This is a genomic window from Arthrobacter sp. SPT-J7, from assembly GCF_059089965.1.
This window is the reverse complement of the sequence record NZ_JBNHFF010000005.1, coordinates 1-20,802: the sequence shown is the minus strand read 5'-3', so window position 1 is coordinate 20,802 and position 20,802 is coordinate 1. Positions and strand designations below refer to the sequence as shown.

Below are 20,802 nucleotides of genomic sequence, written 5' to 3'. Positions count from 1 at the left end.
GCTGTGGTGAGCGCCATTACGCTACCCCCTCCTTCTTCCAGGCGAACATCTTGCGTTCAACCGCAACGAGCACCAAGTTCACGACGACGCCGATCAGACCGGCGACGAGGGTTCCCGCGAACACTAGTGAGGTGTCGCCGCCGCCTGAGCTGATCCGCAGAATGTATGAGCCGATACCACTTGCCGAACCGGCAAGCAGTTCCGCACTGATCGTTACGATCAGCGCGATGGCCGCCGAGATCCGGACGCCGGTGGCGGCCAGCGGTGCCGCGGATGGCAGACTCACTCGGGCTAGGATGCCCACCCGGCTAAGACGGAAAGTGCGGGCGGTTTCCTTGGCGACCGGGTCAACATCCCGCACGCCATACACGGTGTTGAAGAAAATCGGCCATAAGGAGGCGTACACCACGAGCGCGATCTTCATGTCGGTGCCCTGGCCGAACACGAGGATGGCGAGCGGGATGAGCGCGACCGACGGAATCGGCCGCATGAATTCGACTACCGCCGACGACGCCTCATAGGCGATGCGGAAAGATCCGAGTACCAAACCGAGCGGAACCGCCACGATGATCGCGATGCCCAGGCCGATCGCCCATGCGGTGAGGGTGGAACCTACGTCGCCGAGGAACTCGGAATCGAACAGAAGCCCGCCCGTGTCGGTGAGCACTCGGGACATCGGGGGCAAGATGCTCGCTGGCACGATGCCGAAACGCGATACCGACTCCGCGAGCAACAGCAGCCCCATGACGCCGATCAGCCCACGCGTGATCTTGGGGCTCACGCGGCGGTGGACAGGCAGGGTGGCAACGGCGGTCATGCCGACATCCGCACAGGAACGACGAGGGTGCCCAGTGATGTGAACTGCACAGAAACCTCGTCGCCATCGTGGATGAACACGGCGTCCGTCAAACCCCCGGTCAGCACGATCGACCCTGCTTCGATAGCCTCACCGCGAGCCGCAAGGGCATTGGCTGCAAGTGCCAGAGCCTCGGCGGGGTGGCCCTGAACGGCTGCTCCTGTGGCAGTGTCGACAACAGCCCCGTTGATGCGCAGCACGCACGCCTCGAGGGCGAGGTCCAGTCCGACCGGTGAAACGGAGGTGGCGCCAACCACGAACCGCGCACTTGAGGCGTTGTCCGCAACGACGTCGGGCATAGCGAAGCTAAAGTCGCGGTAGCGGCTATCAATGACTTCGAGGCCTGCGTGCACCGACGCCACGGCGCGCATGGCGGATGCTGCCGTCACTCCCGGCCCCTCAAGCCGCTCGCCGAGCACGAAGACGATTTCGGGCTCGACCCGCGGGTGAATAAGTTCGTCAAGCGGGATCGGCACGCCGCTTTCGAGCACCATTCTGTCCGTGATCACAGCGGTCAGCGGGGAGTCGATTCCCATGCGTTGCTGTTTGGCACGCGAGGTGAGTCCGAGCTTGACGCCGATGACGGTGTGGCCGTCAGCTTGCTTGCGCTCGATGAGCAGTCGCTGGGCGGCGTATCCCGTATCGAGGTCAAGTCCAGGCCACTCGTCGGTGATGCGGCCGCGGTCTGTGCGGCTGGCCTCGGCTTCGAGCAGAATGTCGGCGACCTTCTCGGTCGTCCAATCTGTTGACGTCACGCTGCGACCTCCGTCGATGCTGCGGTGAAACGAGCGCTCACCGATCCGAGGTGAGCGAACGTAGCCGTAATGGTGTCGCCGGCGGCAACCGGGACGGCGGCGGTGATCGAGCCGGCCATGACCACCGAGCCGGCCTCAAGGGTTTGGCCCAGCGATCCGAGCTTGTTGGCCAGCCAGAGCACCCCGTTGAGCGGGTGACCCAGCACCGCGGCGCCGGCGCCGGTGGCGACGACCCCTCCGTTCTTCGCGAGTACGCACCCGGCAAGTCCAAGGTCGGCGACATCAAGCTGTAGCGGGCGGGTACCTAGGATCAGGGCTCCCGACGAGGCGTTGTCCGCGATGGTGTCAGAGAGCGTTATTTTCCAGTCCGCGATCCGCGAGTCGATGATTTCGAGGGACGCGATGGCGTAGTCGATAGCGCCGATGACATCAGCGACGCTCAGCCCCGGGCCGCGCAGGTCGTGCTTGAGGACGAAGGAGATCTCGGGTTCGATTCTCGGGCTGAGGAATCCACCCACATCGACGCTCGAGCCGTCAAGAATCATGTCGCTGAACAAGTGCCCAAAGTCCGGTTGGGAGACGCCAAGTTGGCGCTGCATGGCCAGCGACGTCAGGCCGACCTTGTAGCCGGCCACAACCCGACCCTGGTCTTTCCACCGCCGCACCTGATGCAACTGGACGCGGTACGCATCTTCCAGCCGCAGGCCGGGAAGGTCCTCCGTCAGCGGGCGCACCGGCTGGCGGGTTTCATATGCCTTAAGCAAGGTCTCGGCATACGCGCCGATTTCTTCCTGGGAGTACTCAGTCTCGTCGTTCAAGGGTGACCTCGTTGTCGTCGAACTAACTTTTTCTAGTGGCAATACGCTAGACCATATTATTCAACATGTCGAATACCTTGAATTAGGGCGGCTTCCTCGCTGTGCCGTACTATTCGTCATGTTCAATGCTAGGATTGTGGACCATGAGTGACCTTCCCGACGGCGGTATCAGCCCCAGATTCGACCGGGTGGCGAGCGATCGCACTTCGCGAGCCGAAGCGGTCGCGCAGCAGGTGAGCGAATTAATTTCCCGCGAGAATGTCCAGCCGGGCGCGCGTTTGGGGCGTAAGTCCGATTTGCGAGACCAGTTCGGCGTCGCTGCCTCCACCCTGAACGAGGCCGTCCGCTTGCTCGAAAGCCGCGGGCTGGTCGAGACTCGTCCTGGCCCGCAGGGCGGCATCTTTGTTGCGCAGCCCACCGCTCAGATCCGGCTCAGCCACCTGATCCTCGGGCTCGACGCCAACTCCCTTTCCGTTGCCGATGCGCTGGAGATTCGCAACGCGCTCGAGTTGCCCCTTGCGGCCCATGCAGCGCTCCGCGCGGATCGCGAGAGCCTAGCCCGGCTGGAGCGGATCGTCCGTCGGATGGGGGAACTCCAGGACGATCCTGCGGAATACCTGAGTCAGAACTGGCAGCTGCACGAAGAGATTGCACGTATGTCCAGCAACGAACTTCTGCGCACGATTTACCTCTCGCTGCTCGACACCGCACGCCAGTCGCTCCGAGAGGTCGCGCCCGACGCGCAGTTCCGCGAAGCCTGGCAAGAGAATTGGGCGCTGCACCGCGAGCTGGTTGATGCGATTTCGTCGGGCAGCCCGGGGAGGGCACGGATCGCGGCCGAGCGCCACGCACCCTACGCGGAACGGCTCAACGAAAGCGTTTCGTAGCGACCCGACGCTGTAGCTGCTCGCGCTGTTCGGCCATCCTTCACTTGGTTACCGCCGCGCTCGAACCTGCCGGATCTTGGAAGTACCCACCCGGGGCTCAGCTCGACCTGACGCTGTTCAATGACCGGGCGCCATTCGTGCGCGATCCCGAAGTGTGGCCCACGGCGACTGGTTTGGCCACACCTGAGGCCCGCGCCGGGTCTTCTTTTTTCGAAATCGCGATGATGGCTTGCAGCCGCTCAAAAGCCTGCTGTAACGATTAAGTCGCAACATTCGCTACTGATTGGAGCAACAGCATGTCATCGATTACGAAATCCAGGGCCCGCCGGATGGCCGCGGCCGTGGTGGTAACAGGTTTGGTTACTGCCGGCGGCGCAGGAGTCGCTTCGGCAGCAGACACGCAAGAACCATTGGTGACCATCGATGCTGAGAGCGTGTTCATTGCCCCGGCTGTGGTCGAGCAGGTCGAACCGGTAGTTGAAGACACCACCGACCAAACTTCCACGGAAGGGCCGGCCGGCGACGAACCCGCACCGAGCGATGAAACCCAGCCCGGGGAGAACCCGGCCGAGGGCGAAGAACCAGCGGAAGAACCTACAGAAGCTGAGGAGCCTGCCGAGGAACCCGTAGTCCCGCAGCCGGGCGATGAGGGCCCGATCACCGAAGAGCCTGCGCCTGAGCCGGTGGAGGAAGAGCCCGTAGCCGAGGAGCCCGCTCCGGAGCCGGAGGAGCAGCAGCCGAGCCACGACTGGAAGGCCGTCAAGGCCGAAGCCGACGCCACATGGAAGGCAGCGAAAGCTAACGGACAGGCCGATTGGAAGGCTGTGAAGCATTCCGGAATGGCCGAGTGGAAGGCCGCCAAGCATGACGGCAAGCACTGGCAGTCCGACGAGCGTGGGCTTGATGTGAAGAAGGATGCCAAACACGAAGGCCACTCCGAGCGGAACGGCCACTGGGGAGACTAACCAGTCAACCCCTGAGCTGCGTTGGAACCGCAACGCAGAGCTAGGCTAGGAGGACCTGAGCACGGTAATTCACCGGGCTCAGGCCCTCTAGCTTGATTGAAGCCGTTTGCATGCTGACCGAGCGTAAAAAAACCTCTCTCACTGGCATTCGCCTAGTCAGAGAGGGGGTAAGGAGCCCCCCTGCCGGATTCGAACCGGCGACCCCCTGTTTACAAGTGCGACTATGCAGGACGACGTATAACTACGCACACCTACGAGCTTCTACGCTTTTGCCCCGAAATTCCGGGAATTTCCACTCATACTAAAGGTTCCGTTCGTCCCTGTTCGTAGCTGCCCGAGCGGCTTCATCAGGCAGGGCTGGAGGGGATCCAGAGGGGTCGTCCTGCTATGGCGCTGAAGTCTTCTTGATCTCCCCGGAAGCGAACCAGCCAACGATGGTTGCTGCGAGCATGACGTGTGTGCGCGCCTGTTCCAATGTTGGCGGAATGGCGTTCTGGTCTACGTGGCGGTACTGCTGCCCTGCCCAAAGCGTCTGGAGCATGTTGTAAATCGTCTCGTTAGCCGGTGCCCTGCCGTTTAGTTCGCGCAGTCCGTGACTCCAATTGCCCTGCTGCTTCACGTCTGACACTGCGTTGCCCAATGAGGGGTTCGGATGGTTCGGGCAGACGATTGGTGTGACAGCCCGTTCCGCAGCCTTCACAGCGGCGTCCATCGCCTCCTCTGGCTTCTCATCGAGGCCAAAGGCGTACTCCCATGCTCTGGCCAGTAGCTGCCCTGCTGTGGCATCTGCCGCATTAATGGCCTCCTGAACGGTTTCCGACACACCCTCCGGCAAGCGCATCCCAATTCGGCTCTTACCGTCTCGGCGATCCACGGTGTATTTGGACCGGTAGAGATTTAGATACTCCTCTAGGCGCTCACTTCCATCGTCGTAACCCCGCGGCGTTGAGTAGAGTACAAAGTCGATCACCCGCATGAACATCTGCTCCCCATGTTGAAATGCGATTGCGGCGAACGTGGAAGCGTGCTCATGGCCGCCAGCAACGAAGCCGAAGTCAGTGTTGAGAATCAGCTGCAGCTTCAGCCCGAAGGCGTTGTTGACGTAGTATCCATCACGGGGAACTTGTTGGGCCACCCAACCCTTCAGTGGCTCGGCCAAGACGGTAGGTATCCCCTCCCGGATAATCGCGAGAGACGACACTTCTTCTTCTGTTGCATCGAAGGGAATGAAAGTCATGACCCGATTACATCACCCTGCGAGGACTGGTTTGGGCAGCCGAGGGGTTTTGGAGGGGTTGTAATTCGATGGTGACAGAACGAAAGCCCATCCCACCTGCGGCTGGCCAAGTGAAATGGGCTTTCATGCTGTAGGCGGGTGGGGCTTGAACCCACGACCGAACGATTATGAGAGCGTCAACAAAGGTTTACGCATACATACGCACAGTTACGCGCGACGACTGTCTTGTCCCTTGTTTCTCGGGAAGTGCAGCCTTTCTGGTCGCCCCGTTCGTAGCTGTCCGTAGATGTGCGGACCGCTTCGAAGCGCAGGTGTGGAGGGGTTTTCGGAGGGGCAGGAGGGGAAAGCCAGGAGGGTATCTCTACCGACTAGCGGAGTGAGGCTCACGCAAGGTAGGCTTCCTCTCGATCCGAACATGAGCGGATGGCTTTACGAGAGATGGCCCAGTAGGGCTAAGGGCCTGGGATTCCGCGCAGTGCGGCTCAGCGGCTACGAGACGGACCGGAACGATCGTCCATCGTTCCAACTTGAAACCGTAGCAAGACCATTCGACCCGTGTGGCACGACTATCAACGTCGGAGCTGCACGGGTTTTTTGTTGCCCGAAACAGCTCCCTGAGTTCCTGGAGCAATCATGGCCACACAATTGCCGCGCAATACGAATCCGCCGGTTTTCACAGTGCCGACAGCCACCGAATACATCCCTGGCATGACGGAGCGTCAGATCTACGACGCCGTGCGCAAGAAGCGCATCACACACGTCAGGGTTGGCCAGTACATCCGCTTTCGACAGTCGGACCTTGATGAGTACATCGAGCGCAACACCATTCGTGCCGAAAGCTGATCGAGGAGCCGTTGCAATGACGAACGAACCGAATTTCCAGACCGACGAGAATCATCCAGCACCGCGCTACAGCGGCAAGGTCAAGCCAACGTGGACGCCGCCGAAGCGACGAAGCGACATTGAGGCGGCATCGGAGTTCACCGGGGAAGGCGCACGTTCCGCTCCGCGAACGGGTGAACGGTCGTGAAATCGCCCGTCACACCCGGCACATCGGTGTTCACGGACAAGGTGCGATGGTCCTGTTTTCAGGTCACGCCTGAGATGGCCGATGCTCTCCGCTACCTTTCCCAGTCCAGCGGCGTTTCTGAACGCAGCATCATCCGGACGGCTGTCACCGAGTATCTACGAGAAGCAGGATTCCCCGGCCTCCCAGATTTGCCTCCAACCCGCATCAACAAGAAGGGAACCAAGTAATGCATAAGGAAGCAGTAATTCACAAGATCGGTCAGTCGAATCTCGGACCTAATCTCGCTGCAATCGGAGCCGCGAACCGGCTGCAACAACCTCCCCAACGGCAGGAAGTCGGCCATCCCGTCGGCGGTCCGCGAGCGCATCTGGTCCCGCCGCGAGGAAGGCGCATCCTTCGGGCTGATCGCGAGCGAGCTGGCCGCGGAAGCGCATCTGTCGCCCATGGGTCTGGCTAGCTGGTCGGAAAGCACTGTGCGCCGCGCCTATACGAGCATGAAGCAGAAGCAGGAGGCGACAGCATGAATCCCCACCGGAGCTGACCGCGCTGGTGCTGAGCGAACCTTCCGAGGTCCGGCGGCGCGTGGTCCTTACGGAGCGTTACAGCGAGAACTTCTCGGATGCCTACCTGTGCCTCGCTGCGCTGGAATTCGTTGGGCGGGAGCTGGGAAGTCGCACGCTGGAACGAGTACGTGACCAGAACCGGGCAAGCTGGCTGGTCGATGTCGCCCGAGCCGAGGGACGGCACATGCATCACAGCCACCAGCGCCGGAAATGGCCGGCATGGCCACTGGTACCAACGAGCGCGGAGTGATGCAGCTAAAGCTGCATGGCGAGATCGAGCCTGAGGGCGCGAACAGCGGCCTCGCGAGCGCGTGCCATCAACAGAGCGCACGGCACCGGCCCATCGAAAAATCTTCACGCGCTACGGGCGGGAGATAGCTGGTTACTCCAGCTCCGGCCGAACGCACGAAAGGACAATCTCATGGCACACATCAAGACCCTGACCAGAACCAGCGGCAAGACGGCGTACGAAGTCCGATGGCGGGACGGCTCCCGTTTTCGGCAACGCACGTTCACTGTGAAGCGCGAAGCCGAACGGTTCGCCCTGAGAGTGGAAAATGAGCTAGCGGAAGGCGCTTCCACCGAGCCGCTGGTCAAGAACTCCAAGACCTTCCAAGAAATCGCGGAATCCTGTCTCGAATCTGACCGGCCACGTCTCAAGCAGAAGACGCTTGAAGGGTACCAAACCACCTTCCGTGTCCACATCTACCCAGTTTTCGGCTCCCGGCGTATTGCTTCCATCACCAGCCAGGATGTGGAGAGGTTCGTCGCTGAGTTACGCGTCAAGCCCACACCGGGAGGCAAGCAGCGATCAGATAGTTCTGTCCGTGGAACGTTCCTCGCCTTGCAGAAGGTGTTCACGTACGCAGTTCGACACCGCCTAATCTCTTCAGCCCCTTGGACGCGCTGAACAAGCCACGATTGCAGCCGTACGAAGCCAACTTCCTGACCCTCGCAGAGGCAAACGCCGTTGCATCGGAGCTAGATAGCTTCGAACCCTATCGGCTGATGGTGCGCTTCGCCGTCTGGACCGGCCTGCGTTCAGGCGAACTCGGTGCCCTAGGCTTTCGGGATATCGACCTAATGCACAAGGAGGTCCGAGTCGAGCGCACCATGAGCTGGGTTGAAGAAGGGTGGATCTACACGCCGCCGAAGTCCGAACGCTCTCGCCGGAGCGTCCCGCTGCTGGACGAACAACTAATTGTTGAGCTGCGCGAGTACATGGCGCAGCACCCGTACCGGGCCAACCCTGAGGCGGGGCTGTGGCCGGGGAAGATCAAGGGTCACCCACTGGCGACGTTCGAGCGCGCTTTCGATCCCAAGGGCTTCTACCGCTACAGCTTCAAACCAGCCGCCAAAGCGACGGGGCACCCAACGCTGAAGTTCCACGAGCTTCGGCACACCTTTGCCTCGCTGATGGTGAGCTTCGGAGTGTCCATGTTCGAGCTGAGCCGACTGATGGGGAACGGCTCCATCACTGTTACCGACAGCGGCTATGCCCACATGTACAAGAAGGACTACTCCGAGCTACGCCGTCGCATTGCTCAAGCTACCCGCGGTGAGGGCGCGGCATGACTTCAGGCCGCTGTGAAAAACTCTTTATTCTTGACCGAGCCGGAACCCACGTAGGCGGGGACATTCCAAAGCGAGGCGTGGCCACCGATAGCGCTCGTAATGATTTGCAACGGGTCGCCATCAAAAATGGCCAGAACGATGGCATTGTCAGGCTCGTGATAGCCCTTGGCGATCTTCTTGATTCCCTCGCCAACCCGCGCTTCGAACTCCTCACCATTGTGCTGGAACCGGAGGAAGTAAATTCGCTCTCCGTGAGGCTGCGGCCCCTGACCGGCTGCCTTCGCCAACTGTGCGTAGACTTCTTCGGCTTGTGCAGCATCCTCTGCTGCCGGGAGAAAGAATTCCATCCTGTGATTCTAGACGCTGGGCAGCTACTCACCTGGCACGACGGCGAGCGCGTGAGCGAGCCGGTAGATGTTGTCCAGTGCGACGTTCCGTCCGCCGCGTTCCACCCCACCTACATAACGAGCGGCAAGATGCAGATCGCGGGCAATGGCCAGAGCTACAAGCTCAACGCTCTCACGGAGGAGGGTTGCCGCGCTCTAGCTGACGCTCTACGACGCTAGGAGCTGGAGGCTGTCCCGGTTCAGGAATCAGCAGCTATGTTTGCCCGTATCCGTATCCGTATCCGTATCCGTATCCGGCCATAGAAGTCGAGCATGAAGCGGTCGTCCAAAGCTCGGACAGGACTCGCGGTTGCTGAGAACTTCAGTGGGTGTATAGCGAACCGATCGGTTTGCGTCAGCGATCCAAACGACGTGATTGCCCTGATCGGCCAGAAAGTAGCCGATTTCTGAGCCTCTCCCTTGGATAGTTAGACGCTCCTTAGGGATCCATCCCTGATCAGTCACGGACACAACCAACACGCCGAACACTACCCACATGATTGCTAAAAAACGCACATTGGGCACATGCGTATCGCTCGATTTCTGGGCGAGCCAGGGTACAGCTTTTCCGTTGGATTCTAGAAGGTGGCGTGCTATCCGCACTGCAGCGGCGTAGAGAAGTTGAGAAGCCGCAACGACGAGGGCTACCAAGGCGAATTCCCAGGACGCAACCAGCACGGCCACAATCGCGAAGGAGGCGCATAGAACGGCTTCTGTGCGCCATGGTCTTACCTCACGTATGGATTCGCCCAGACTCACGGATTGCATAACTAACGTTGCCAGAACTGCAATGGGCAACAGAACGACTAGGACGATGGCGAATAGCCCCGAAAAGGACTGGTGCATGAGGAGCGTCGCAACGGTATTTGAGTCCCAGTGGGCGAACGAGTACACCTTCAAGAAAGCGAACAGAGCAGATGCGCCACCAATGATCACAGTCCAGGATGGCATTCGGTTACGTGATTCTGCCTCCGACAAGCGAATTCCCTTCCCCAACTGCAACCGGACCCATCCAATACCGTAGCCGAGTGCCGGTTATGCACGAGTCGGCGATCTACTTGTGAAGCAGAACTACACCCCATCTTCTTCCCGGTTTTATGTGGCACGCCCTTGACACAGTCGAACCGCGCGTCAGCAGTCAGGCGGGTTTATCCCCTCTCACCACCAATTGACGGATTCAGCGGGTGGGTCCTGATTGAGAATCCGCTGGATCATCGGTGGCAAGGACTTCTCCAACAGTGCATCCCGTACGAAAGCTCTGGGCGGATAATGTTCTTCCAGGACTTCCGCAAGCGTGTGCACATACTGGTTCTCAGCTGCCGCCTGTACTGCGACGCGAGCGAATACGCTCCGCACGAACCAACGATTATGGTTGTAGCCCAGAAACAGGAGGGGCTTCAGGACCGCAATTCGGACACGGGGATCGTCCGTGGCGTCCCAGACATGCTCCAGGAAAACAGCGTAGGTGTCTGTCGCTGCAAACGGATGCTGCCCCTCGATGTAGCTGAGAAAGTTCGCCAACATGTCAATGAATGAGTCGAGACCCGCCGCGGCCATGTTTTCAAGATCGTCCGACGATAAGCTCGGCAGGAAGTTCAGGTATAGCTCGCGGTCCTGAGCGTTGGCTAACAGCAGTGCCATCAGTTCGCTTAGAGCAGCACGGTCGCCCTGTTGGTGCTGCACCAGCAGACGTTCAGCCCGTTTCTCAACGACCTCGTTGTCTTGGGAATCGCCCTTGCGCCTTTCGATCGCCTTCCGCATCTCAGCAATGCTTGAGTAGCGATTCTTGGAGTCGCGGTTAGTGGCACGGACAACGACGTCCCTAAACCGTTCCGGCACCCGGCTAGGCTGGATCCCTTCCGCGGGGGAAGAGTTGCTGAGCAGTGCGTACAGCAAGGCCCCCAACGAGTAGACATCCGCTGTTACGTCAGCTTCTTTGGCGTTGTTCCACTGTTCCGGCGCAACGTACCCGTTCGACCCAAACCCGGCATTCGTTCGAGTAATTACGGTTGATTCACTTGTAAGTCGTCTGCTGTACCCAAAATCAGACACCTTGTACACACCGTCAACGACGAGCACGTTGGCCGGCTTGATGTCCCGATGGATGACGTTGGAATCGTGGGCGAACTCGATGGCGTCAAGGAGCTCACCGAAGATCCTCAGGGCATGATCCTCCTCCAGACCCCACGGATTTTCACGCATCTCCTGCTCCAGCGTGCTGTCTGCCCACGGCATCAGATATCCGGGTTCTTGATTGGTGAGGCGGACCCGTTGAACGTTCACTATGCCGGGATGATTCAAGCTCTGCATCAGGGCGATTTCTCGCTCAAAACGCTTACGGTCTTCCTCCGGATCAGGGCTGTCGGCCGCAATCGTCAGAACCTTCACCGCGCACTTTTCGCCGTTGTCACCCGTGGCCTCGAAAACACTTCCCTGGCCACCCCGCTTAACCAACTGGCCAAGTATGAAATGTTTCATATCCCCCTACCTCTACCTTCGGCTTCGAGGTTACAGCACTGTGATCCCGCGCACCTAAACGATTGACCATGGTAACCAGCGCGATGTACATGGAGGGGTTTAGGAGGGGCTGGCTTCGCTTGAGCAAAAGCGAACCGCCCAATTCCGGGCATCTTCTCAGTGTTTGAGCGGTTCTAGCGGAGCCCCCTGCCGGATTCGAACCGGCGACGCCCTGTTTACAAGACAGGTGCTCTGGCCAACTGAGCTAAGGAGGCGTGCTGGCATATTCGCCAGACGTGCCGGACAAACCGGCTAGATAAGGGTAGCCCAGGCGGCGGCTTCGCGTGAAACTCTCAAGCCGCCGCCCGGAACCGCGCCGGGAACCGGCACGGAGAAATGGATTAGGCGCGGGCGTCGATGATGCCCTGAGCGAACTGCTGGAAGTCGCCGGCGGTGTTCGGGTCCCACTTCTGTCCGTCTACGTAGACCGTAGGCGTGCCGCCCACCTGGTACTCGCTGAAGGTCTGGTTCACGAACTTGGTCCAGGGACGGAATTCGCCGTCGTCAATGCAGGAGGACACGTCGGTTGCCCCGGCCGATTCGGCAATCTTGGTCAGGGTCGCGTTGTCCAAGCCGGCACCGCCCTCGGCCGGCTGCTGGGCGAACAGCTGCGTCAGGTACTCGTTGAAGACCTCGGGCTTGGAATCGGCTACACAGGCCACGGCGTTGGCAGCGCGGGAGGAGTAGTTGGTAGTCGACACCCGGTCAAGGAAGGTCGCCACCCGGTACTCGACGGTTGCGTCGCCGGAGGATGTGAGGTCGGTGAGGTACCCGCCGTACTGGCCTTCGAAGCTCTTGCAGACCGGGCAGCCCATGTCCACGTACATCACGATGCTTGCCGGCTTGCCCTTGGGCGCGGCAGCTACACCGGCCGGCACGATGACGTCGCCTTTAGTGGAGGCGGGGGCGGGGATGTTCGCCACATCCACCTGGGCGGGATCGGTGTCCGCCAGACCCTTCTGCGTGATGGTGTAGCCGCCGAACGCATTGCCGTGCGCCGGCGCTGCACCGGCGTCGGCAATCTGGCCGCGCTGGTTGGTGATCACAACCGCGGCGATCACACCGATGATCACCAGTACAGCGACCACCACCCCGCCCTTGACCAGCAGCGAGTTGCGCTTTTCCCGCTTCTGCTGTGCCTCGCGCATCTGGCGGGCCTTCTCCCGGGCCGCTGCGGTGCGCTCGGCCTTAGTCGGCTTAGGGCTGTTTTGGTGAGCCATGAATCCTCGCGTCTTCTCGGTCTGCTTCGCCCGGGCAGGGCACATCAGCACCAGTTTAGTTGCAACTTCAACGTTCAGGCGGCATCAGTGGCCGCGTTCACGTTTGTACCTGAGGGAACGATCCGGGGAAGCGACAGGTTTCCATTCCTTATAAGGTCTTCATCAGGACGACTTCACACAAAGGAGAGTCAATTGGCGGATTCCGCTCAAAACGACAGGGACGCAGAAGGACGCCAGTATGGTGAGTACGACCTGATCGTCGTCTCCAATCGGCTGCCGGTGGACTACACCACGGACGAGGACGGGCAGGGCGAGTGGCGCCGGTCACCCGGCGGACTGGTTACGGCGTTGGCGCCGGTGATGGCCAAGACCGAGGGTGCCTGGGTGGGCTGGCCGGGCGTCCCGGACGAGAAAGTAGACCCGTTCGACCACGACAACATGCACTTGGTGCCGGTGGCTTTGAGCGCCGACGACGTTGAACTGTACTACGAAGGCTTTTCCAACGCCACGCTCTGGCCGCTGTACCACGATGTGATTGCGTCGCCGGAATTCCATCGCGCCTGGTGGGAGTGCTACAAGATGGTCAACCAGCGCTTCGCCGAGGCCACGGCGGAGATTGCCGCGGAGGGCGCCACCGTCTGGGTGCAGGACTACCAACTGCAACTGGTTCCGAAGCTGCTGCGCGAGGCGAGGCCGGACCTGCGGATCGGTTTCTTCAACCACATTCCGTTCCCGCCGCTGGAGATCTTCGCCCAGCTTCCGTGGCGCCGGCAGGTGATCGAGGGCCTGCTCGGTGCCGACTTGCTGGGCTTCCAGCGCCCCAGCGACACCAGCAACTTTCTGCGCTGCGTGCGCCGCTTCAGCGGTTTCGCGGTGCGCCAGCAGCAGGTGCAAGTGGAAAACACCGACGGCAGTATCCGCCTCTGCAGGGCCGGCGCCTTCCCGATTTCCATCGATGTAGAGCACATCAACGAGCTGGCCCACCGGCCTGACGTGATTGCCCGGTCGGAACAGATCCGGCAGGAACTGGGCAACCCGGAGACCGTGGTGCTGGGCGTGGACCGACTGGACTACACCAAGGGCATCGGGCACCGGATCAAGGCATACGGCGAACTGCTCGAAGACGGCAAGCTTGACGTGGAGAACGCGGTGCTGATCCAGGTGGCCTCCCCCAGTCGCGAACGGGTGGAGTCCTACCGGCTGCTGCGGGAGGAAATCGAAGGGGCCGTCGGCCGGATCAACGGAACCTTCGACACCCTGGAGAACACCGCCATCCGCTACCTGCACCACAGCTACCCGGTGGAGGAGATGGTGGCGCTCTATCTGGCCGCCGACGTGATGCTGGTGACGGCGCTGCGGGACGGGATGAACCTGGTGGCCAAGGAATACGTTGCCTCCCGCAAGACAGCGGACGGGGCACTGGTGCTCAGCGAGTTTGCCGGTGCCGCCGACCAGCTTAAGCAGGCGATCCTGGTCAATCCGCACGACATCGATGGGCTCAAGGAGGCCATTGTCCGGGCGGTCAACATGCCGCGGGCCGAGGCCAACCGGCGGATGCGGGCCATGCGCCGGCAGATCCTGCAGAACGACGTGGAGCACTGGTCGCGCGATTTCCTGACGGCGCTCGAGCATACGGGCGAACACGAGCGTTCGGGTGACCATGACTGAGCACGGCCGCGAGGGGGCAGTGCCGGCAGAACTGCGGGCCGCCCTGGAGCATTTAGCCGGGACGGAGCGGTTGCTGGTAGCGCTGGATTTCGACGGCGTGCTGGCACCGATCGTGCCGCGGGCCGAGGATGCCCGGCCGCTGCCGGCCTCGGCCGCCGCCGTCGCCGCGCTGGCCGATCTGCCGAGTACGTCCACCGCCTTCATCTCCGGCCGGGCGCTGGCGAGCCTGCGCGCCGTGGCGTCCCCGGACGAGCGGACCCTGCTGATCGGCTCCCACGGCGGCGAAGTCTTCACCGGCCCGGACAGCCCGCCGTTGGTACTGGACGAGTCGCAGCTGCGCGCACTGGCGGCTGCCACCGCCGTCGTCGAAAAGGTCGTGGCAGCCCACCCGGGCACGCGGCTGGAAGCCAAGCCGGCCGGCGTCGTGCTGCATACCCGCACCGCCGCCGACGATATTGCAGCGGCAGCCACCGAGCAGGCCAGGGCCGCGCTGCAGGAGATTCCCGGGCTGCAGCTCAGCGACGGCAAGCGCGTGCTGGAGACGTCGGTGCTCAGTGCGGACAAGGGCCAGGGCATCGGCCTGCTGCGCACTTTCACCGGCGCGACCGCTGTCTTTTTCGCCGGTGATGACGTCACCGACGAGCACGCCTTCGCCGTCCTGCGGGATACCGACGTCGGTATCAAGGTGGGGCCGGGCAACACCGCGGCGCAATACCGGGTGGAGTCGCCGGAGGCTTTTGCTGCTGCGTTGGCCGTGCTGGCCGAGCTCCGAGCGGCTGCGGTGCAGGCTTAGCGCGCGTTTTAGGCGGCACGCGATGCTCACCGAGGCGTCGCCGGACGCTTTGACAGCCGTGGCATACTGAGGGCGTGAGCCGCCTCACGGTGTGTGCGCGGCGAGCCGTTTGGAAACTGAATATTCACCCATCACTACGGATCGTCGGGCACGTACCTGCCCGTGAAGGGAAAACACTATGGCAACGGTAACGTTCGATCATGCCACTCGCCTGTACCCGGGCACCGAGAAGCCCGCCGTGGACAGCCTGAATCTGGAGATTGCCGACGGCGAGTTCCTGGTTCTGGTCGGCCCGTCCGGCTGCGGCAAATCCACGTCGCTGCGGATGCTGGCCGGTCTGGAAGACGTCAACGCCGGCCGGATCCTGATCGGCGACCGGGACGTGACCGACGTACCGCCCAAAGACCGCGACATCGCGATGGTGTTCCAGAACTACGCGCTCTACCCGCACATGTCTGTGGCCGACAACATGGGCTTTGCCCTGAAAATCGCCGGCGTGTCCAAGGAAGAACGTGCCGAACGGGTCCGCGAGGCCGCCAAGCTGCTGGATCTGGAAGAGTATCTGGACCGCAAGCCCAAAGCGCTCTCCGGCGGCCAGCGCCAGCGTGTGGCCATGGGCCGGGCGATCGTGCGCAATCCGCAGGTGTTCCTGATGGACGAACCGCTCTCCAACCTCGACGCCAAGCTGCGGGTGCAGACGCGCACGCAGATCGCCTCGCTGACCCGGCGGCTGGGCGTCACCACCGTCTATGTCACCCACGACCAGGTGGAAGCCATGACCATGGGCGACCGGGTTGCCGTGCTCAAGGACGGCGTCCTGCAGCAGGTGGACACTCCGCGCGCCCTCTACGATCGGCCGTCCAACGTCTTTGTGGCCGGCTTCATCGGCTCCCCCGCCATGAACCTGCTGGAACTGCCAGTGACCGACGGCGGTGTCCAGTTCGGCGGCATGACCTATCCGGTGCCGCGGGACCTGCTTGGCGAAGCGCACGGCAGCACGGTGACGCTCGGCGTCCGCCCGGAGGATCTGGAGCGCGCCGAGGACAACCACGGCCTTGCGGTGTTCGTGGACGTGGTAGAGGAACTCGGCGCCGATGCCTACGTCTACGGACACACCGAGTTGGACGGCAAGCGTTACGAGATCACCGGCCGGGTGGATGGACGGACGCCGCCGGTAGCCGGCAGCACCGTCTTCGTGCGTCCCAAAGAGGGGCATGTGCACCTGTTCGACACACAGACCGGGCTGCGCCTGGGCGAGCACGCACCCGGCACTCCGGAGGCTTCGGTGGAGGACCTTAATGCCCCGGTTGAGGCCGGAAAGACAGCCGACTAGTCCCATGCCTAGGATGTAGTCATTATGGCTGCTCACTCCGGCACCGGCGGCCCCGTTCGGGGCACCGCGGACACGGCTCTGTCCGGTGAGGCCGCGGCGATCGCTTCCTTGAGCATCACCGCGGCCACCACCGACGAGCGGCTGCTGGATCTGCCGTGGCATCTGGCCTTGGAAGAGTGGCCGGCGGAAAACCTGGCGGCGCTGCCCCGCGGCCTGTCCCGGCACGTGGTCCGATTCGCTCCGCTGGGCGCCGGCGTGGTGGCCATCAAGGAGACCGGCGAAGAGGCAGCACGGCACGAATACCAGATGCTGCGCAAACTGCAGCGGCTGGGCCTGCCTTGTGTGGAACCAGTAGCCGTGATGACCGGGCGCATGCGCACCGATGGATCGGATCTGCAGCCGGTGCTGGTCACCCGTCACCTGCGCTTTTCGCTCCCCTACCGCGCGCTTTTTTCCCAGACACTGCGGCGGGAGACCATCACCCGCCTGATCGATGCGCAGGCGCTGCTGATGGTGCGCCTGCACCTGATCGGTTTCTATTGGGGCGATGTCTCACTGTCCAATACACTCTTCCGCCGGGACGCCGGCGCCTTCGCGGCCTACCTGGTGGACGCCGAAACCGGCGAACTGCACCCGCAGCTCTCCAACGGCCAGCGCGAACACGATCTCGAGATAGCCCGGGTGAATATCGCCGGCGAGATGATGGATCTGGTCGAGGGCGGCCTGCTGGAAGACAGAGTGGATCCGGTAACGACCAGCGAGCGGATCATGGACAGCTACCGGAAGCTCTGGGCGGAACTGACGGACGAGGAGTCGTTCGACTTAGGCGACCGGTGGCGAGTCAACGCCCGCATCCGGCGGCTGAACGATCTGGGGTTCGACGTAGAAGAGTTCTCCATCAAGAGCACGGCCGACGGAACCAGCATCCGCCTCCAGCCCAAGGTGGTGGACGCCGGGCACCACCAGCGCCGACTGCTCCGGCTGACCGGCCTCGATGTGCAGGAAAACCAGGCGCGGCGGCTGCTCAACGACCTGGATGCCTACCGTGCGGACCACCAGTCGGAGCAGAGCGAGGAAGTCAGCGCCCACAGCTGGGTCCGCCACGTCTTCGAGCCGATCGTCAAGGCGATCCCGCGCGAGCTGGCGGGAAAGCTGGAACCGGCCGAAGTGGTCCACGAGGTGCTCGAACATCGTTGGTATGTCTCGGAAGACCAGGACCGGAATGTGCCGCTGGCGGAGGCTGTGCAGTCGTATGTCGATTCGGTGTTGCGCCACCGGCGGGACGAGGCGACCATCATGCTGAATCCGGACGAGCAGACCGCTGCTGTCTTGGACGCCACCGAGACCGATGAAGGTTGACTCCGCTTAGGCCTGCTGCCCCGCCACCTTGCTGAAAACAGCCACCAGAAAGTCCGACGACGGCGTGAACGGCCGCAGGTCCCAGGTGGACAATCGCAGGTCCGCTGCCAGGCCGGCCGCGGAGGCGTCGGAGAAGAACTGGTCGAAGTCGTAGCCGCGGCCTGCTCCGAAGCCGGTCACGAGCCTGCCGCCAGGAGCCAGGTGGTTGGACAGCTTTCGCAGCACTTCGCCCGAGGTTCCCGGGGCGAGGAACGTCAGCACGTTCCCGGCGCTGACGATCGCGTCGAACGGCTCGGAGACGCCTTGGGCTGGCAGATCCAGTTCGGCGAGGTCGCCGACCAGCCAGGTGCAATCCGGATGGTCCTTGCGTGCTGCTTCGATCAACTCCGGATCCACGTCGACGCCGACCACCGTGTGGCCGCGGCGCGCCAGTTCACCGCCCAGCCGTCCCGGGCCGCATCCGGCGTCGAGGATCCGACTGCCGCGGGGCACCATCGCGTCGATCAGCCGGGCTTCACCATGCAGGTCCGCTCCCTCGGCCCGCATCTTTTCGAAGCGCTGAATGTACCAGGCCGAATGCCCCGGGTTCTGGCGCTTCATTTCTTCCCACAACGTCTCTTTCCTCATGGCACTAGCCTACGCGCGGGGCACTTGCCGCCGGGCACGTCCTTCAGCGGCCCCTGGCCAGCGACTCAGCGCTTCGGTCAACCAGCGGCAGCGCCTTCAGCCCCGCGCTCAGGACGGAATCTGCTCCGGCACGGCCGCGGGCAACGCCTTGCCCGGATTGAGCAGCTGCTGCGGATCAAACACATCCTTCAGCCGGCGCTGCAACTGCAAAACCTCTTCGCTCTGTTCGCGCCCCAGCCACCGCACCTTGAACTGCCCGACCCCGTGCTCGCCGGTGATCGTGCCGCCCAGTGCCAGCGCGACATCAATGGACTCGTCCAGGGCCGCATTGAGCGCCGGCACCTTCGCCACCTCCCCGCGGCCCACCCAGAAGGTCGGATGCAAGTTCCCGTCCCCTGCGTGCGCCACAACCTTGAGTCCGACTCCGTGCCGTTGGGCGATACCCTGCAATTCGTTTATATAGTGCACCAGCTGGGAACGGGGCACCGCCACGTCCTCGCCTACGCGGAAATCGTTGTCCACTTCGGCGCCACGACTGTGCCGGCGCAGGTCGACCAGGCGGACCGCTTCCACGGCGTCGGCCGCCTTTATGTCGCCGCCGAGCCTGGTGAGAACATCGCGGATGATGCCGGCCTCCACATCGGCCGCATAGCCGTCGGTCTGGATCAGCAGCAGCGCTGCACCCCGGCTGCACAGGTCGGAACCCTGCTCCCTGTCCAACTGGGCCATGGTGTTACCGTCCAACAGCTCCATGATGGCCGGCTGTACCCGGGCGCGGCCCACGGCCAGAACGCCGGCCGCGGCAGCCGTCACATCGGGGAAGAACGCTGCCACCGTTTCCACGGCGACCGGCAGATAACGCAGCCGGACCGTCGCTCCCACCACGACGCCCAGAGTGCCCTCAGAGCCCACGAACAGTCCGGTCAGGTCGTAGCCGGCAACGCCTTTGAAGGTCCTGTGGCCGGTGTGGATCAAGGTTCCGTCGGCCAGCACCACGTCGAGCGCCAGCACGGATTCGCGGGTCACACCGTACTTTGCGCAGCGCAGCCCGCCGGCGTTAGTGGCGATGTTCCCGCCGATCGTCGAGAGGCGGTAGCTTGCCGGGTCCGGTGCGTACATCAGTCCGTACTCAGCCACGGCGGCGTTCAGGTCGGAGTTGATCACGCCAGGTTCCACCCGGGCGATCTCGTCCTCGGGATGGATCTCCAGGATCCGGTCCATGCGCTCCAGATTCAGCACCAGGCACCCTTCCGTGGCGTGCGCGCCGCCGGATACACCCGTCCCGGCGCCGCGGCATACCACCGGCACCCCGGCCGCGTGGGCTGCGCGCATCACAGCCTGCACGTCCTCCACGCTTTGCGGCCGGACGACGGCATTGGGCAGCTGATGGTCCAGCACCGGTCCTTGGTCGACGGCGCAGGCTGCCAAATCCGACGGTTCGGTGCTGACCATACCGGCGGGCAGCACATCCAAAAGCCCGGCAAGGAAGGAATCGGTCACGGTCTCAAGGCCTCCAGTGGTAGTTGCATGATGACTCATGTGCGGCTCATGCCGGGCCGCCCATGAAACGGACATAGCGGCCGAGTACCTCGGGCCACCCCTCAGCGTAGTCGGCCCGCTGCTGCTGGCCGTCTGGCATGTTCTCCCAGCCCGAGTGGGCCAGCAGGATCTCCGTGCGGCCGGGGGAGGCTTCCGCAAAGTCGATGCGCAGTTCACCCGCTGTCGCCGGACTCGAGCCCGGGTGCCACGTGAGGCGCAGATGGCTGTCGGGTATCCAGTCCAGGATCTCGCCCCAGACATGGACCTCGTCCTCAATGCTCGTTTCAGTCAGCACCTGGTCTTCAAACTCCACATGGCTGCCTTCGCCGGCCACGCTGTGGCCGTCGACTGGCCACCACAGGTGAATGAGATCGGTGAAACCCTCGAACGCTTCCCTGCTGTCCCGTGCGATCGTCACACGGCAGTGCACCGGTTCGGCGCTCTTGGTTGGTTCGGGCTCCCGCGGCGCATGGGAGAACAAAGACGTGTCCATACGCCCAAGCCTAGTCTGGGTTGTTTTGGTGGTTAAACGGGGAAGGCCCCGCCGTCGTTGGCGGGGCCTTCCCTGTGTAAAGAATGTCCGGCGGTGACCTACTCTCCCACACCCTCCCGAGTGCAGTACCATCGGCGCTGTGGGCCTTAGCTTCCGGGTTCGGAATGGGACCGGGCGTTTC

At 62.7% G+C, this 20,802-nt stretch carries 22 protein-coding genes, 1 tRNA gene and 1 rRNA gene; 11 read left to right on the top strand and 13 right to left on the bottom strand.

Annotated features, from left to right (window positions below; all coding sequences use genetic code 11):
• Nucleotides 1-16 precede the first annotated feature (16 nt).
• Genes AC5RWX_RS09695 through AC5RWX_RS09685 form a run of 3 tightly spaced genes read right to left on the bottom strand, consistent with a single transcriptional unit; the run spans nucleotide 17 to nucleotide 2,429 of the window.
• Nucleotides 17-817, bottom strand: a complete 801-nt coding sequence (locus tag AC5RWX_RS09695; RefSeq protein WP_494078382.1) for an ABC transporter permease — start codon at nucleotides 815-817, stop codon at nucleotides 17-19.
• Nucleotides 814-1,611, bottom strand: a complete 798-nt coding sequence (locus tag AC5RWX_RS09690) for a 2-keto-4-pentenoate hydratase (protein WP_494097308.1) — start codon at nucleotides 1,609-1,611, stop codon at nucleotides 814-816. The genes AC5RWX_RS09695 and AC5RWX_RS09690 overlap by 4 nt, the downstream gene beginning before the upstream one ends.
• A complete protein-coding gene (locus AC5RWX_RS09685; protein WP_494097307.1) occupies nucleotides 1,608-2,429 on the bottom strand; it encodes a 2-keto-4-pentenoate hydratase in 822 nt (273 codons plus the stop codon). Before AC5RWX_RS09685 ends, AC5RWX_RS09690 begins: the two co-directional genes overlap by 4 nt.
• Before the next feature lie 143 nt (nucleotides 2,430-2,572).
• Here AC5RWX_RS09685 and AC5RWX_RS09680 point away from each other — a divergent pair, with 143 nt between their 5' ends.
• A complete protein-coding gene (locus tag AC5RWX_RS09680) occupies nucleotides 2,573-3,316 on the top strand; it encodes a FadR/GntR family transcriptional regulator (RefSeq protein WP_494097306.1) in 744 nt (247 codons plus the stop codon).
• Nucleotides 3,317-3,612: 296 nt separating this feature from the next.
• On the top strand, nucleotides 3,613-4,281 hold the full coding sequence (locus AC5RWX_RS09675; RefSeq protein ID WP_494097305.1) for a hypothetical protein: 669 nt from the start codon (nucleotides 3,613-3,615) through the stop codon (nucleotides 4,279-4,281).
• A 385-nt stretch (nucleotides 4,282-4,666) separates the two neighbouring features.
• On the opposite strand, the gene AC5RWX_RS09670 is transcribed toward AC5RWX_RS09675, so the two are convergent.
• Complete coding sequence (locus AC5RWX_RS09670) at nucleotides 4,667-5,518, bottom strand: hypothetical protein (protein WP_494097304.1); 852 nt, start codon at nucleotides 5,516-5,518, stop codon at nucleotides 4,667-4,669.
• A 633-nt stretch (nucleotides 5,519-6,151) separates the two neighbouring features.
• Between AC5RWX_RS09670 and AC5RWX_RS09665 the strand changes: the two genes are divergently transcribed.
• The 4 genes from AC5RWX_RS09665 (at nucleotide 6,152) to AC5RWX_RS09650 (ending at nucleotide 8,686) form a co-directional block, all read left to right on the top strand.
• Nucleotides 6,152-6,361: a helix-turn-helix domain-containing protein gene (locus AC5RWX_RS09665; protein ID WP_494097303.1), complete on the top strand. Its 210-nt coding sequence runs from the start codon at nucleotides 6,152-6,154 to the stop codon at nucleotides 6,359-6,361.
• 16 nt (nucleotides 6,362-6,377) lie between these two features.
• Nucleotides 6,378-6,548: a hypothetical protein gene (locus AC5RWX_RS09660; RefSeq protein ID WP_494097302.1), complete on the top strand. Its 171-nt coding sequence runs from the start codon at nucleotides 6,378-6,380 to the stop codon at nucleotides 6,546-6,548.
• A 984-nt stretch (nucleotides 6,549-7,532) separates the two neighbouring features.
• A complete protein-coding gene (locus tag AC5RWX_RS09655; RefSeq protein WP_494097301.1) occupies nucleotides 7,533-8,021 on the top strand; it encodes a tyrosine-type recombinase/integrase in 489 nt (162 codons plus the stop codon).
• Nucleotides 8,009-8,686, top strand: a complete 678-nt coding sequence (locus tag AC5RWX_RS09650; protein ID WP_494097300.1) for a site-specific integrase — start codon at nucleotides 8,009-8,011, stop codon at nucleotides 8,684-8,686. Before AC5RWX_RS09655 ends, AC5RWX_RS09650 begins: the two co-directional genes overlap by 13 nt.
• A gap of 2 nt (nucleotides 8,687-8,688) precedes the next feature.
• On the opposite strand, the gene AC5RWX_RS09645 is transcribed toward AC5RWX_RS09650, so the two are convergent.
• A complete protein-coding gene (locus tag AC5RWX_RS09645) occupies nucleotides 8,689-9,033 on the bottom strand; it encodes a hypothetical protein (protein WP_494097299.1) in 345 nt (114 codons plus the stop codon).
• A 3-nt stretch (nucleotides 9,034-9,036) separates the two neighbouring features.
• Here AC5RWX_RS09645 and AC5RWX_RS09640 point away from each other — a divergent pair, with 3 nt between their 5' ends.
• Complete coding sequence (locus AC5RWX_RS09640) at nucleotides 9,037-9,252, top strand: hypothetical protein (RefSeq protein ID WP_494097298.1); 216 nt, start codon at nucleotides 9,037-9,039, stop codon at nucleotides 9,250-9,252.
• Between the two features lie 27 nt (nucleotides 9,253-9,279).
• Here AC5RWX_RS09640 and AC5RWX_RS09635 read toward each other — a convergent pair whose 3' ends face one another.
• The 4 genes from AC5RWX_RS09635 to AC5RWX_RS09620 all read right to left on the bottom strand — a co-directional run bounded on the left by AC5RWX_RS09635 (nucleotide 9,280) and on the right by AC5RWX_RS09620 (nucleotide 12,809).
• The gene (locus AC5RWX_RS09635; RefSeq protein ID WP_494097297.1) at nucleotides 9,280-10,050 is read right to left on the bottom strand and encodes a hypothetical protein; all 771 of its coding nucleotides are present in this window, start codon (nucleotides 10,048-10,050) and stop codon (nucleotides 9,280-9,282) included.
• Nucleotides 10,051-10,230: 180 nt separating this feature from the next.
• Entirely contained in the window at nucleotides 10,231-11,550 is a 1,320-nt protein-coding gene (locus AC5RWX_RS09630) for a serine/threonine protein kinase (protein WP_494097296.1), read from the bottom strand.
• A gap of 180 nt (nucleotides 11,551-11,730) precedes the next feature.
• Nucleotides 11,731-11,804 (bottom strand) — tRNA-Thr (locus AC5RWX_RS09625).
• Nucleotides 11,805-11,930: 126 nt separating this feature from the next.
• Nucleotides 11,931-12,809 carry a DsbA family protein gene (locus tag AC5RWX_RS09620; protein WP_493945228.1) on the bottom strand — a complete coding sequence of 293 codons (879 nt, stop codon included), beginning with the start codon at nucleotides 12,807-12,809 and terminating at the stop codon, nucleotides 11,931-11,933.
• A 192-nt stretch (nucleotides 12,810-13,001) separates the two neighbouring features.
• Between AC5RWX_RS09620 and otsA the strand changes: the two genes are divergently transcribed.
• The 4 genes from otsA to AC5RWX_RS09600 all read left to right on the top strand — a co-directional run bounded on the left by otsA (nucleotide 13,002) and on the right by AC5RWX_RS09600 (nucleotide 17,962).
• A complete protein-coding gene (otsA, locus tag AC5RWX_RS09615) occupies nucleotides 13,002-14,477 on the top strand; it encodes an alpha,alpha-trehalose-phosphate synthase (UDP-forming) (RefSeq protein ID WP_494097295.1) in 1,476 nt (491 codons plus the stop codon).
• Complete coding sequence (otsB, locus tag AC5RWX_RS09610; protein WP_494097294.1) at nucleotides 14,470-15,270, top strand: trehalose-phosphatase; 801 nt, start codon at nucleotides 14,470-14,472, stop codon at nucleotides 15,268-15,270. Before otsA ends, otsB begins: the two co-directional genes overlap by 8 nt.
• 178 nt (nucleotides 15,271-15,448) lie before the next feature.
• Nucleotides 15,449-16,603, top strand: a complete 1,155-nt coding sequence (locus AC5RWX_RS09605) for an ABC transporter ATP-binding protein (protein ID WP_494097293.1) — start codon at nucleotides 15,449-15,451, stop codon at nucleotides 16,601-16,603.
• A gap of 24 nt (nucleotides 16,604-16,627) precedes the next feature.
• Nucleotides 16,628-17,962 (top strand): DUF4032 domain-containing protein, encoded by a 1,335-nt coding sequence (locus AC5RWX_RS09600; protein ID WP_494097292.1) that lies wholly within the window; start codon nucleotides 16,628-16,630, stop codon nucleotides 17,960-17,962.
• Nucleotides 17,963-17,968: 6 nt separating this feature from the next.
• Here the strand turns inward: AC5RWX_RS09600 and AC5RWX_RS09595 are convergent, their stop codons facing one another.
• From AC5RWX_RS09595 to rrf, 4 genes are all read right to left on the bottom strand, one after another.
• On the bottom strand, nucleotides 17,969-18,589 hold the full coding sequence (locus AC5RWX_RS09595) for a class I SAM-dependent methyltransferase (protein ID WP_493942255.1): 621 nt from the start codon (nucleotides 18,587-18,589) through the stop codon (nucleotides 17,969-17,971).
• Between the two features lie 108 nt (nucleotides 18,590-18,697).
• The gene (locus AC5RWX_RS09590) at nucleotides 18,698-20,041 is read right to left on the bottom strand and encodes an FAD-binding oxidoreductase (protein ID WP_494097447.1); all 1,344 of its coding nucleotides are present in this window, start codon (nucleotides 20,039-20,041) and stop codon (nucleotides 18,698-18,700) included.
• 94 nt (nucleotides 20,042-20,135) lie between these two features.
• Entirely contained in the window at nucleotides 20,136-20,621 is a 486-nt protein-coding gene (locus AC5RWX_RS09585) for an SRPBCC domain-containing protein (RefSeq protein WP_494097291.1), read from the bottom strand.
• Nucleotides 20,622-20,706: 85 nt separating this feature from the next.
• Nucleotides 20,707-20,802 (bottom strand): 5S ribosomal RNA (gene rrf, locus AC5RWX_RS09580); the annotation flags it as partial.